Genomic DNA, 12,300 nt, shown 5'->3' with positions numbered 1-12,300 from the left:
GCCTGGGCGCGGCCGGGGGCGTTCAGCGCGGGCCGGACGAGGCGGAGGCGGGCGCGTCGGCGGCCGTCTTCCGGACGTGGTGGCGGCCCACCGGCACGACGAGCGGGGTGCCCGACACCGGATCCTCGATCACCCGGCACGGCATGGCGAACAGCTCGGTCACCGTCCGCTCGTCGACCACGTCGGCGGGCGGCCCCTCGGCGACCACCCGGCCGTCCTTCATCGCGAGCAGATGGTCCGCATAGCGGCAGGCCAGATTGAGGTCGTGCAGCACGGCCACCACGGTGGTGCCCTCGGAGGCGTTCAGATCGGCCAGCAGGTCCAGCACCTCGACCTGGTGGGCGACGTCGAGGTAGGTGGTGGGCTCGTCCAGCAGCAGGATGTCGGTGCGCTGGGCGAGGGCCATCGCGATCCAGACGCGCTGACGCTGGCCGCCCGACAGTTCGTCGACCGGCCGCTCGGCCAGTTCCAGCGTCCCGGTCGCGGCCAGCGCCGCGGCGACCGCCTCGTCGTCGGCCGGCGTCCACTGCCGGAACCAGCCCTGATGCGGGTGGCGGCCCCGGCCGACGAGGTCGACGACGGTGATGCCCTCGGGGGCGATCGGGCTCTGCGGCAGGATGCCGAGCCGGGTGGCGACCTGCCGGCTCGGCAGCGAGCAGATGTCCTTGCCGTCCAGGTAGACGGCTCCGGCCACAGGACCCAGCAGCCTGGCCAGCCCGCGCAGGAACGTGGACTTGCCGCAGGCGTTCGGCCCGACGACCATCGTGATCCGGCCGGGCGGGATCCGCACCGACACGCCGTCCACCACCGTGCGGGACCCGTAGCCGAGCCGGAGCCCTTCGGTGTGCAGGGTGGTCTCGTTCATCGGCGACGTCCTCCGCGGTCGGCGACGGCCAGCAGCCACAGCAGGTAGGGGGCGCCCACGGCGCCGGTGACGACCCCGACCGTCACCTGGGCGCCCGGGATCAGGTGCTGCGCGGCGAAGTCGGCCGTCACGGTGACCAGGGCGCCGACCAGGGCGGCGGGCAGCAGCCCGGGGGCGCCGCGGGTCAGGCGGGCGGCGATCGGGCCCGACACGAACGCCACGAACGCGACCGGCCCGGCGGCCGCGGTGGCCGCCCCGGTCAGCGCGACCGCGACGAGCAGCAGCGCCCGCCGCCGGCGTTCGGCGTCCACGCCCAGGCCGCGCGCCGAATCGTCGCCGAGCTGCAGGGCGCGCAGCGAACGGCCGAGCAGGAACGCGGCCGGGACCAGCACGGCCATCGCGGCGGCGAGCGGGGCCACATGGTCGGCCCGCCCGTACAGGCTGCCGGTCAGCCACAGCAGCCCTTCGGCCGCGACCTTGACGTCCGTCCTGGTCAGGAAGAACGACACGACGCCGTTCAGGCCGGCGGCGACGCCGACGCCGACCAGCGCCAGTCGATGCCCCGTCACCCCGCGCCGCCAGGCCAGCAGGTAGATCGCGGCGGCCGTCAGCAGCGCGCCGGCCAGCGCGCCCGCCGCCAGCGGCGGCCCGGAGACCCCCGCCAAGGCGATCAGCGCGATCGCGCCGACGCTCGCGCCCGAGGCCACCCCGATCACGTCCGGGCTGGCCAGCGGGTTGCGCACCACCTGCTGGAAGATCGTGCCGGCCAGGCCGAACGCGACGCCGACCAGCACCGCCAGCTCGGCCCGGGGCAGCCGCAGCCGGTGCACGACGTAGTCGACCGCCGGGGTGCCCCGCGCGGTCAGCGAGGCGATCAGGTCGCCGAGCCCGATCGGATAGTCGCCGACGCACAGGCTCAGCGTGAACATCGCCAGCACGGCCAGCGCCAGCGCGGCGCTCACCGCGCGCACCCGGGCGGCGCCGCGGCCGCGGGCGCGGGCGACGCTCCGCACGGCGTCCGGCGGTGCGCAGGTCACGGCGCCGCCGCCTTCCGCCGGCGGGCCAGCGCCACCAGGACGGGCGCGCCGAGCACCGCGGTGACGATGCCGGCCTGGATCTCGCCCGGGCGCGCCACCAGCCGGCCGGCGATGTCGGCCGCGAGCAGCAGCAGCGGGCCGAGCAGCATCGAGTACGGCAGCAGCCAGCGGTGGTCGGGACCGGTGACGGAGCGCGCCAGATGCGGCACCGCCAGCCCGACGAAGGCGATCGGGCCGGCCAGCGCGGTCGCCCCGCCGGCCAGCAGCACGATCGCCAGCCCGCACACCGCCCGGGTCGCCGTCACGTTCCGGCCCCAGGCCCGGGCCATGTCGTCGCCCAGGGCGAGCGCGTTGAGCGCCCGTCCGCAGCACAGCGCCAGCGCCATCGCCGCGACCAGGAACGGCGCGGCCTGCGCCACGACCGTCGCCTCCCGCCCGGCCAGCCCGCCGACCTGCCAGAACCGGAACTGGTCGAAGGACATGGTGTCGGTCAGCAGGACGGCGGTGGTGAGCGAGCCGAGCGCGGCGGTCAGCGCCGCGCCGGCCAGGGTGATCTTCAGCGGGGCGGCGCCGTCCCGGCCGAGCGAGCCGATGCCGTACACCAGCGTCACGGCCGCCGCCGCGCCCGCGAATCCGAACCACACGTATCCGGACAGGTCATGCACGCCCAGCACGCTGATCGCCAGGACGACCGCCAGGGCCGCGCCCGCGTTCACCCCGAGGATCCCCGGGTCGGCGAGCGGGTTGCGGGTCAGTCCCTGCACCATCGCCCCGGCCAGGCCGAGCGCGGCTCCGGCCAGCAGGCCGATCAGGGTGCGCGGCACGCGCAGCTCCACCACGATCAGGTGATCGGGGTCGCCGCGGTCCAGGTGGAGCAGCGCGTCCAGCACCGTGGACGGGGGAAGCTGCTTGGCGCCGACGGCGAGGCTGAGCGCGGCGGTCGCGGCGACCGCCGCGCCCAGCGCGACCAGCCCGGCGGCGCGGGAGCGGCCGCCGGAGGACGCGGTGACGGGCAGGCCGTTCGCGCTCACCGGCTCACTCGGTCAGGGCCTCGGCGAACTGCGGGACGACCTTGTCCAGCGCGTAGGTCATGCCGGGGACCGAGGCGCTGGAGAAGGCGTCGCTGACCGCCTTGTCCGACAGCACCACCGAACGCCCGGCCTTGACCGAGGGGACGGCCCGGTAGAGCGGGTCGCCGGTGACCTTCTCGGGGGTCTGGCCGATCAGGAACATCACGGTCAGGTCGGCGTCCAGCAGGTCCATCCGCTCCTTGGAGACGGCGACGGTGAACTGGTCCTTGGCGGCCAGGCTCTGGACCTTCGGGGAGTTGACGAAGCCCAGCCGCTTGAGGAACTCCACGCGCCCGTCGCCGTCGACGTAGGCGGAGTAGGCGTCGGCGGTGCGCGCGGCCGCCACGACGTGCTTGCCGGCGAACTCCGGGTGCTCCTTGCGGGCCCGGGCGAACGCGGCCTCCATGGCGGAGCGCAGCTTGTCGGCCTCGGCGCTCTTGCCCAGCGCCTTGCCGACCAGCTCCAGCTGCTTCTCCCACGGGGTCAGGTACGCCTTGGCGCCCGGGGGGATCCCGACGACCGGGACGCCGAGCTCGCTGAGCCGCTCATAGCGCTCCTTGGTGCCGTCGGAGCGGGTGTCCAGGATCAGGTCGGGGCGCAGCGCGGCGAGGGCCTCCATGTTCACCTCGAGGGTGCCCAGCATGACCGGGGGCTTGGTGTACCGGGCGGTCACCCAGGGGCCGAGCCCGTCGCCGCCCACCCCCAGCCAGTCGGCCGCCCCCACCGGCTCGACGCCCAGCGCGAGGGCGGTCTCGGCGTCGCTCCAGCCGAGCGCCACCACGCGCTGCGGTCGCTTGGGGATGGTGACGTCGCCGAACTCGGTCTGAATCGTCACTGGGAACGTTCCATCACCGTTCCCGCCGGAGCTCCCGGCGGCGTCGGTGGTGTTCGTGGCGGCGCACCCGGTCGTCAGCGCGACCACCGCGAGCGACGCGGCCAGCAGGCCGCGCAGCCGCCGGGCGAGCCGGGGCGGGGCAGAACGCATGCGCACTCCGATTGAGTCTGAGGGTGGATGAAGCTTAGGTAAGGCTAACCTAAATCATGGTCGGGTTCATGCCGAGGTCAGGTCCCGTCCCAGCTCCGCCATCCGGGCGGCCAGCATCTCCCGGCCCGACGGCGCCGCGTCGGGGGCGAGCCACTTCTCCGGCTTCCAGGCGTTGGAGAAGTTCAGCGACCGGGGACAGTGCATGAACACCTCCTGCGGCTCGACCAGCAGCACGGCGTTCGGCCGGTCGCCGCTTTCGGTCGGCATCCGCTCCAACAGGTCGGGCCGCATGCTGACCAGGGCCCGGCCGTTGACCCGGACCGTGTCCGGGCGGCCCGGAACGAGGAACAGCAGTCCCACGCGACCGGTCTCCACGACGTTGCGCAGCGTGTCCAGTCGCCGGTTCCCCTTCGCGTCGGGCATCGCCAGCAGCCGCTCCCCGAGCACCCGCACGAACCCGGGCGGACCGCCGCGGGGGGAGGCGTCCAGCCGGCCGTCGGCCCCCTGGCTGGCCACCACGACCAGGGACGAGGCGGCCACGAAGCGCGCCGTCGTCGCGTCGAGACGGTCGGAGACCTTGTCGATGACCAGCCGGTGCGGCTCGCCGTAGACCTCTCTGAGCCGGGCGGCCGAGTCGACGGCGTCGCGCTCGTAATCCGACAGCGACTCCTCAGGCATGTCCCAGGAACTCCTGCTCATCGGGGGAAGGACTGGCTTAGGTTAGCCTCCCCTAAAGCGGCCTCCCGGGTCGGGGGTCGCGGGCGGCGTGCGGAGGGCGCAGTGCGCGCCTATCGTTGTGCTCCGTGACTGCGGAGCGGGTGCGGGAGGTCGCCCTCGAGGGCGGGGACGTCACCGAGGGCGTCGTCCGCGTGGGGCGGACGGTGCGGCGGCCGCTGCGGGCGCACAGCCCCGCCGTGCACGGGCTGCTGAGGCACCTGGAACGGGTGGGCTTCACCGGCGCCCCCCGCTTCCTGGGGATCGACGAGCAGGGGCGCGAGGTGCTCACCTATCTGGAGGGCGAGGTCCCGGGCCGGCCCCTGCCGGCGTACGCGGCCGCCGACGAGGCGCTGGCGGGGGTGGCCCGGCTGCTGCGGCGGTTCCACGACGCCGTCGACTCCTATGAGCCTCCGCCGGACGCGCCCTGGGACACGGCGTTCACCACGAACGTGGACGACCCGCCGGAGCTGATCGGGCACTGCGACGTGACCCCCGACAACGTCGTCTTCCGGAACGGGGCGCCGTACGCACTGATCGACTTCGATCTGGCCCGGCCCACCACGCGGCTGTTCGACGTGGTCAACACGCTGCGCACCTGGGGGCCCCTGGCCGACCCGGCGGACCGGGAGGCGGTGTTCGCCCGGCTGGACGCCGACGCGGTGGCGCGGCGGATCCGGCTGTTCTGCGACGCCTACGGGCTGCCCGAGGACCAGCGCCGCCGGGTGCCGGCGGTGGCCCGGCTGCGGCTGGAGCGCTCGCATGCGTCGATGCGGGCGCGCGCCGAGCATCTGGGCGGCGGCTGGGCGCGGATGTGGCGGGAGGGCGTCGGCGACCGGATCCGCCGGGCGCAGGACTGGCTGGACCTCAACTGGGACGTGCTGGATGCCCGCCTCGTCTAGGGCGTCGGGGCTGCTGGCGGGGGCGGCCCTGGACGCGGTGTTCGCCGACCCGCGGCGCGGCCACCCCGTCGCGGCGTTCGGCCGGGCGGCGGGCGCGCTGGAACGCCGCATGCACGCCCCCTCCCGGCGGCGCGGCGCCGCCTATGCGGCCCTGCTGACGGGGGCCGCCGCGGCCGCCGGCCTCGCCGCCGAGCGCCTGGCCCGCACGCCGGCGGCGAGAGCGGCCCTCACCGCCGTCGCCGCCTGGGCCGTGGTGGGCGGCACGTCCCTGGGCCGGGAGGGGAGGGCCATGGCGGCGCTGCTGGAGGCGGGCGACCTGGACGCCGCCCGCGCCCGGCTGTCCCACCTGTGCGCCCGGGACCCCCGCGGCCTGACCGCCGGGGAGCTGGCCCGCGCCACCGTGGAGTCCGTCGCCGAGAACACCTCCGACGCCGTCGTCGCCCCCCTGGTGTGGGGCGCGGTGGCGGGCGTGCCCGGGCTGTTGGCCTACCGCGCCGTCAACACCCTGGACGCGATGGTCGGCTACCGCGACGACCGGTACGGCGCGTTCGGCTGGGCCTCCGCCCGCCTGGACGACCTGGCCAACTGGGCGCCGGCCCGCCTCACCGCCGCGCTCGCCGCGGCGTGCGCGCCCCTGGTCGGCGGCGACCCGCGCCGGACCTGGGCCGTGGTGCGGCGGGACGGGGCGGCCCACCCCAGTCCCAACGCCGGACGCTGCGAGGCCGCGTTCGCCGGGGCGCTGGGGGTGCGTCTGGGCGGCGTCAACGTCTACGGCGGCAGGAGCGAGCGCCGCCCCGGGCTCGGCGACGGCCCCCCGCCCGGCGTCGCCGACATCCGCCGCGCCGTCCGCCTGTCCCGGGCGGTCGGCGTCGCCGCCGCGGCCGTCTGCGCGGCGGTCGCCTGGACGCTGGAGAGGACACGATGAACGGCGCGCTGCTGGTCGCCGGGACGACCTCGGACGCGGGCAAGAGCGTGCTGACCGCCGGGCTGTGCCGGTGGCTGGTCCGCCAGGGCGTCCGGGTGGCCCCCTTCAAGGCCCAGAACATGTCGCTGAACTCGGCGGTCACCGCCGACGGCGCGGAGATCGGCCGGGCCCAGGCCCTGCAGGCCCAGGCCGCCCGGATCGAGCCCACCGCCCACATGAACCCGGTGCTGCTCAAACCCGGCGGCGACCGGCGCAGCCAGGTCGTGGTGCTCGGCAGGCCGGTCGCCGACGTGGACGCCCTGGGCTACCGCGACCACAAGCGGTGGCTCCGCGACGTGGCCCTGGAGAGCCTGCGCACGCTTCGCGACCGGTACGACGTGGTGATCTGCGAGGGCGCCGGCAGCCCCGCCGAGATCAACCTGCGCGAGGGCGACATCGCCAACATGGGGCTGGCCCGGGCCGCCGGGCTGCCGGTGCTGGTGGTCGGCGACATCGACCGCGGCGGGGTGTTCGCCGCGCTGTACGGAACGGTCGCCCTGCTGGAGCCCGCCGATCAGGCCCTGATCGCCGGTTTCGTGATCAACAAGTTCCGGGGCGCGAGGGAGCTGCTGGAGCCGGGCCTGCACCAGCTGGAGAAGCTCACCGGACGCCCCACCTACGGCGTGCTGCCCTGGCTGGAGGGCGCCCGGATCGACGCCGAGGACAGCCTCGGCCTGGACGCCCCGCCCGCCGCCGCGCGCCCCCCGTACGGCGCCCAGACCCTGCGCGTGGCCGTCGTGCGGCTGCCGCGGATCTCCAACGTCACCGACATCGACGCGCTCGCCTGCGAGCCCGGCGTGGCGATCCGCTACGCCACCACCCCCGGCGAGCTGGCCGACGCCGACCTGGTCGTGCTCCCCGGCTCCCGCGCCACCGTCGAGGACCTGGCCTGGCTGCGCGCCCGCGGCATCGCCGACGAGATCGTCCGCCGGGCCCGCCGCGGGGCCCCCGTCCTGGGGGTGTGCGGCGGCTACCAGATGCTCGCCGAGGAGATCGTCGACGAGGTCGAGTCCGGCGCGGGCCGGGTCGAGGGGCTGGGCCTGCTCCCGGTGCGGGTGGAGTTCGCCCCCGACAAGACCCTCAGGCGGCCCACCGGCACCGAATACGGGCATCCGGTGTCCGGCTATGAGATCCATCACGGCGTCGCCACCGTGCGCGACGGCGCGCGTCCGTTCCTGGACGGCTGCCGGACCGGTAGCGTGTGGGGCACCACCTGGCACGGCGTGCTGGAGAACGACGACTTCCGCCGGGCGTTCCTGCGGGAGGTCGCCGAACTGGCCGGACGGGACTTCACCCCCGCCCCGGACGTCTCCTTCGGCGCGCTGCGCGAAGCCCGGCTGGACGCGCTCGGCGACCTGGTCGAACGACACCTCGACACCGCCGCGCTGTGGCGGCTGATCGAACACGGCGCCCCCGCCGGCCTGCCGGTGGTGCCCCCGGGAGGCCCGTGAGCGGCCGACGACGCCGGTAGGGTGGTCCGTTCTACAGGCCAGAGCCGCAGGAGGGTCGTGGATGATGCAGTCCCGACACACCGTCGCCCCGCCGCAGGCGGAGGCGCTCGCCCAGATCGTCCCGGTGATGCGGGCGCGCGTGCCGGTGCGGATGCAGCTGGAGTTCCCGCTGCCGGACGACGAACGGCCCGTCGTCGAGCCGTTCGTCGGCGACCTGCTGGTGGAGTACGCCTTCGACCGCGCCGAGGGCGGGCTGGAGCGGCTGGCCCCCCGGCACTGCGCCCGGCTCGGCGTGGACCCCGCCGAGCTGCGGGAACGCGCGGTGGCCAACCTGCGGGTGCGCCGCCCGGAGGTGTCGTTCACCTGGTACCCGGATGCACGGGCGGTGTCGGTGCGGGCGGGCGGCGACCTGGAGGCCGCGCTGATCCTCGACGAGGGATTCGCCGAGAAGCTCGCCCAGGACGTCGACGGCGACCTGGTGGTGGCGGTGCCCGCCCGGGACGTGCTGGTGGCGACCGGAACCGGGCATCCGGAGGGGATCGACAAGCTCCGCTGGGCGGTCGACCAGATCTGGACCGACGAGCGCTACCGGCGGCCCGAGGCCGAGCAGGCCACCGGCCTGCCGGCGGGCGGGGTCGCGCCCGGCCGGGCGTCCCTGCTGCTCACCCGGGACCTGCTGGTGCGTCGCGGAAATTCATGGGAAATCGTGACATAGGCGGTGTTACGGTACGGAAGCCGGCCGCGGGACTTGCGGTGCGACTTTCGGAATCGCCTTCGGCAGACGATGACCCGCTGTTCGCGCCCTCCATTCCCCGGCCGGCGCCCTGAGCCGGCATCGGGGGAGGGGGCATCGTGGAGACCGCCGCCGACCTGGTGGCCGCCGAGGACCTGCTGCTGTTCGTCAATGCGGCGATCACCTCCACCGGACAGCGCGAATTCCATTCTGACGCCGCCGAGCAGCAGGCCTCCCTGGAATTCCTGCACGAGTACGTACGGGTCAACTATCGCGACCTTTATGCGGCGGCGCTGGCGCTGGACGTCAACGACCACAATGCCGCGCTGATCGCCTGGAATCTGCTGATCAGCGCCGGGGAGGCGACGCCGGAGCAGCGCCGCCTCGAAGGGCGGCTGATCGCCCGCCGGCTGGAGCTGCTGCCGCCGCAGCGGGTGTACCGGCTGTTCCGGCGGCTGCGGCGGGCCGGGGTCAACAACCGGCGCACCCGGGCGATCATGCGAGACTGGCTGAACTCCCGGCCCGACCTGGCCTTCCACGCCGTCAAATACCGCGGCCTCCTCAAGGAGGCGTTCCGGCACGCCCATCTGAAGCCGCCGGGGGAGCTGGGCGACTTTTTGTTCCAGTGGCGCAGGCGGCGCCGGTACACCACGCCCGTGCTGGACGCCTGGCGCCGCGCCCACTACGAGCGGGAGGCGATCTACCGGCTGCCCTACACGGTCGCCGAGGGGTTCGCCGCTCACCACCGCATCCCCCGCAAGGTCTTCCTGGAGCGGATCGAACCCAACCTGACCCGCCTGGAACGGCTCCGCCTGCAGGAGACGGCCCGGGAGCTGAAGGTCGACGGCGTCCGGGCCGACCTGACCCGCATGCCGCTGACCCGGCTCGCCGGATACGTGCTGTCGCTGCCGCCGTCGACGCGGGCCGAGCGCCGGGAGGAGCTGACCGGGGCGCTGCGCGCCGCCGCCCGCCGGACCGCCGGCGACCAGGCCGGACGGTGGGGACGGGTGGTCGCGGTCCTGGACGACAGCTACTCCTCCTCCGGATCGGGGCACAAGCGCCGCCGTCCCCTGGCGGTGGCGCTGGCCTGCCACTTCCTGCTGGAGGCGCTGGCGGGGGAGTACACGCCGCTGTGGCTGTCGGGCCGTCGCGACGCGCTGCTGGCCCGCCCCTACGGGGCGACGCCGCTGGGGGAGTGCATCCTCGACGCGCTGGAGCTGGCCCCCGAACGGCTGCTGATCGTCTCGGACGGGTGGGACAACGCCCCGCCCGGCCTGGCCGCCGAGGTGCTGCGGGTGTGGCGGTCCCGGCTGGACCCCGACGGGCGCTGCGAGGTCGTCCACCTCAACCCGGTGTACGACGCCGAGGGCTACGACGTGCGGCGGCTGTCCCCGGCCGTGCCGACCGCCGGGGTGCGCAACGCCGAGAACATGCCGGCGCTGGTGGAGCTGGCGCGGTTCGCGTCCGGGCGCGGCGGCCTGGCCGAGCTGCGCGCGCATCTGGACCGGCGGGTCGCGGCGTTCCTGGGGGAGACGCGCCTGGGGGAGACGTGCTGACGCTGGACGGACTGACCGTCCGCCCCGCACAGGTGTGGGGCGGGGTGCGGCTCGTCCCCCTGATCCGGGACGAGCCGATCGAAGGGCTGCGCCTGGAACCGGAGCTCTATGAGGAGGCCTGCGGCGTGGTGCAGGTCGACGAGCGGACCTGCTACGCCTCCTACATCCCGCACGGGTTCGTGGCCCGCTGGTCGGCCGAGGGCGTGTCGGCCGCCTACGGCACCCAGCTGCGCGGGCGGACGGAGCGCAGGTACCTGCCCGCGCGCATGGCGATGCGCTTCCACCGGCGCATGGCGCGGCGGGCCGACACCGGGCGGCTGCGGTTCCTGCCGCTGCACCTGGCGATGGAGGGCTATCTGTCGCTGCACTTCGGGGGGCCGGAGATCGCCTGGGAGGAGTGGTCGCGGGAGGCGCTCCGCAAAGGGCTGTCGCCGCGCGTCGAGGAGGCCTACCACGGCGCGGAGATCCGGGGACTGGAGGACGCGCTGCGGATCTTCGAGATCCACCACGGCCAGTGCGGGGTGCTCCTGTACATCGGCGACGCCCTCGCCGCCGCGTTCATCGTCCCGCACCCGGCCGACTACCGGGCGCTGCACCCCACGCTGCTGCAGGACATGTACGGGGAGCTGCTGTACCACCACGCGGTGCTGGCGACGGCCGTGCCCGACTTCCGCGCCGCGATCGACGACGCCCGGGTGCGGTCGCTGGCGGACCTGCGGGCGGAGGCGGCCCGGCAGCACCGGGAGTGGGCGGCGTTCCACGACTCGGCGATGGCGGCGGGACTGCTGGAGGGCGAGTACACCGTGGAGGAGGTGTACCGGATGGGGCCGTTCCGGCTGTCGCGGTTCCTGCCGTCGTTCCGCCGGGACGCGGAGAACCACATCGGCGAGATCATCACCGACCAGGCCGGGCGGCCGGCCTATCTGAAGACCTTCCGGCTGTCGCGCGCCCAGGTCCGCCGCGGCCGTCTGCTCACCCTGCTCGCCGCCCACGACTGGCGGCTGTCCGCCGCCGCCGAGGCGCTCGGCGTCCCCGAGCACGCCCTGGGCATGCGACTGGAGGCCGCCGGGCTGGGCGCACTGCTCCGCCGGGACCTGCTGGAGCGCTTCCGCGCCCGGGCCCGCCGCTGACCGGCCGGGCCGCCGGGAGGGGGAGGGGAGGCGCGACGGCGGCCCCGCCGCGGCGGGGCCGCCGGAGACGGAGAAGATCAAGTGGCCTCGGCCTTGGCGTAGTCGTCGATGCTCCCGGAGAAGTCGTACATCACACAGGCCTCATCGCCCAGCACCCAGGCGTCGTGGCCGGGCGGGACGACGGCGATGTCGCCGGGGCCGATCTCCTGCTCGCTGCCGTCCCTCATCCGGATCCGCATCCGGCCCTGGACGCAGTAGAGGTTGTGGTGGAATTCGCACACCTCGGTGCCCGCGAGCGGCTTGACCGACTCCGACCAGCGCCAGCCCGGCTCGAACGTCGCCCGCCCGAAGACCAGGCCGGTGAGCTGGACGGTCTCCAGATGCCCCCGTGGAAAGTCCCGGCGTTCGTCGGGCTTGTCGAGAGTCTTCACTTCCATCATGGTGGGTCCCCCTTCCCCCTGAACCCTCACGCTTGCACCGTTCCACTACGCCGTCAAGGACGCCCTCGCCGGCGCGAACGCCGCCCCGGTCGTCGTCCGTCCGGCCGCGTCGCTCGGGCCCGGCCGCATCCGCCCGGAACCGCTCGGGCCCGACCTTGTGCACCCGGGTCCGGCCGCATCCGCTCGTGTCCGTCCGGGTCCGGCCGCATCCGTCCGCGTCCGGCCGTCCCGGCCCCTCCCGGCGTGCCGCGGCCCCGATCACCGAGGCCCGCCGCCCGAGGGGGCGGACCGTAGACTACCGACCGGCGGCAGGGCAGGAACCCGGTGCGAATCCGGGGCTGTCCCGCAACTGTGACCGGGGAGCGCCCCCCTCACCGAACGGCCACGGCGGACGCCGGAAGGCCGAGGGGGAGGCGATGATCCGGGAGCCAGGAGACTGCCCGTCGCCGTGTC

General features: G+C 75.0%; 12 protein-coding genes and 1 riboswitch. Of the genes, 6 read left to right on the top strand and 6 right to left on the bottom strand.

Features of this window, described 5'->3' with window-relative positions:
* Positions 1-22 precede the first annotated feature (22 nt).
* From EIO00_RS11030 to EIO00_RS11010, 5 genes are all read right to left on the bottom strand, one after another.
* On the bottom strand, positions 23-865 hold the full coding sequence (locus EIO00_RS11030; RefSeq protein ID WP_140177843.1) for an ABC transporter ATP-binding protein: 843 nt from the start codon (positions 863-865) through the stop codon (positions 23-25).
* Positions 862-1,902, bottom strand: a complete 1,041-nt coding sequence (locus EIO00_RS11025) for a FecCD family ABC transporter permease (RefSeq protein WP_206664104.1) — start codon at positions 1,900-1,902, stop codon at positions 862-864. The genes EIO00_RS11030 and EIO00_RS11025 overlap by 4 nt, the downstream gene beginning before the upstream one ends.
* Complete coding sequence (locus EIO00_RS11020) at positions 1,899-2,933, bottom strand: FecCD family ABC transporter permease (RefSeq protein WP_140177841.1); 1,035 nt, start codon at positions 2,931-2,933, stop codon at positions 1,899-1,901. The genes EIO00_RS11025 and EIO00_RS11020 overlap by 4 nt, the downstream gene beginning before the upstream one ends.
* Before the next feature lie 4 nt (positions 2,934-2,937).
* Positions 2,938-3,957, bottom strand: coding sequence for an iron-siderophore ABC transporter substrate-binding protein (locus tag EIO00_RS11015; protein ID WP_140177839.1), 1,020 nt, complete (start codon positions 3,955-3,957; stop codon positions 2,938-2,940).
* Between the two features lie 66 nt (positions 3,958-4,023).
* Positions 4,024-4,656, bottom strand: coding sequence for an MSMEG_1061 family FMN-dependent PPOX-type flavoprotein (locus tag EIO00_RS11010; protein WP_140177837.1), 633 nt, complete (start codon positions 4,654-4,656; stop codon positions 4,024-4,026).
* Between the two features lie 104 nt (positions 4,657-4,760).
* On the opposite strand from EIO00_RS11010, the gene EIO00_RS11005 reads away from it, so the two are divergent.
* From EIO00_RS11005 to EIO00_RS10980, 6 genes are all read left to right on the top strand, one after another.
* Positions 4,761-5,573, top strand: a complete 813-nt coding sequence (locus tag EIO00_RS11005) for a phosphotransferase (protein ID WP_241661271.1) — start codon at positions 4,761-4,763, stop codon at positions 5,571-5,573.
* Positions 5,557-6,498 (top strand): cobalamin biosynthesis protein, encoded by a 942-nt coding sequence (locus EIO00_RS11000; RefSeq protein WP_140177834.1) that lies wholly within the window; start codon positions 5,557-5,559, stop codon positions 6,496-6,498. The genes EIO00_RS11005 and EIO00_RS11000 overlap by 17 nt, the downstream gene beginning before the upstream one ends.
* Entirely contained in the window at positions 6,495-7,988 is a 1,494-nt protein-coding gene (locus EIO00_RS10995; RefSeq protein WP_140177832.1) for a cobyric acid synthase, read from the top strand. The genes EIO00_RS11000 and EIO00_RS10995 overlap by 4 nt, the downstream gene beginning before the upstream one ends.
* A gap of 61 nt (positions 7,989-8,049) precedes the next feature.
* The gene (locus tag EIO00_RS10990) at positions 8,050-8,703 is read left to right on the top strand and encodes a DUF1444 family protein (RefSeq protein WP_140177830.1); all 654 of its coding nucleotides are present in this window, start codon (positions 8,050-8,052) and stop codon (positions 8,701-8,703) included.
* Between the two features lie 137 nt (positions 8,704-8,840).
* A complete protein-coding gene (locus EIO00_RS10985; RefSeq protein WP_140177828.1) occupies positions 8,841-10,277 on the top strand; it encodes a hypothetical protein in 1,437 nt (478 codons plus the stop codon).
* A complete protein-coding gene (locus EIO00_RS10980; protein ID WP_140177826.1) occupies positions 10,271-11,407 on the top strand; it encodes an ARPP-2 domain-containing protein in 1,137 nt (378 codons plus the stop codon). Before EIO00_RS10985 ends, EIO00_RS10980 begins: the two co-directional genes overlap by 7 nt.
* A 77-nt stretch (positions 11,408-11,484) precedes the next feature.
* Here the strand turns inward: EIO00_RS10980 and EIO00_RS10975 are convergent, their stop codons facing one another.
* Positions 11,485-11,844 (bottom strand): cupin domain-containing protein, encoded by a 360-nt coding sequence (locus tag EIO00_RS10975; RefSeq protein ID WP_241661282.1) that lies wholly within the window; start codon positions 11,842-11,844, stop codon positions 11,485-11,487.
* Positions 11,845-12,161: 317 nt separating this feature from the next.
* A riboswitch (cobalamin riboswitch) is annotated at positions 12,162-12,286 on the top strand.
* Positions 12,287-12,300 lie beyond the last annotated feature (14 nt).

Origin of the sequence: Thermomonospora catenispora, assembly GCF_006363815.1 — a bacterium.
Classification (GTDB): domain Bacteria; phylum Actinomycetota; class Actinomycetes; order Streptosporangiales; family Streptosporangiaceae; genus Thermomonospora; species Thermomonospora catenispora.
This window is presented reverse-complemented; position numbering and strand designations above follow the sequence as displayed.

Bases quoted from the DNA above. Each gene is read 5' to 3' on its own strand.
- EIO00_RS11030 (WP_140177843.1), bottom strand. From the start codon at position 865: ATGAACGAGACCACCCTGCACACCGAAGGGCTCCGGCTCGGCTACGGG.
- EIO00_RS11015 (WP_140177839.1), bottom strand. From the start codon at position 3,957: ATGCGTTCTGCCCCGCCCCGGCTCGCCCGGCGGCTGCGCGGCCTGCTG.
- EIO00_RS11010 (WP_140177837.1), bottom strand. From the start codon at position 4,656: ATGAGCAGGAGTTCCTGGGACATGCCTGAGGAGTCGCTGTCGGATTAC.
- EIO00_RS11000 (WP_140177834.1), top strand. From the start codon at position 5,557: ATGCCCGCCTCGTCTAGGGCGTCGGGGCTGCTGGCGGGGGCGGCCCTG.
- EIO00_RS10995 (WP_140177832.1), top strand. From the start codon at position 6,495: ATGAACGGCGCGCTGCTGGTCGCCGGGACGACCTCGGACGCGGGCAAG.
- EIO00_RS10990 (WP_140177830.1), top strand. From the start codon at position 8,050: ATGATGCAGTCCCGACACACCGTCGCCCCGCCGCAGGCGGAGGCGCTC.
- EIO00_RS10975 (WP_241661282.1), bottom strand. From the start codon at position 11,844: ATGGAAGTGAAGACTCTCGACAAGCCCGACGAACGCCGGGACTTTCCA.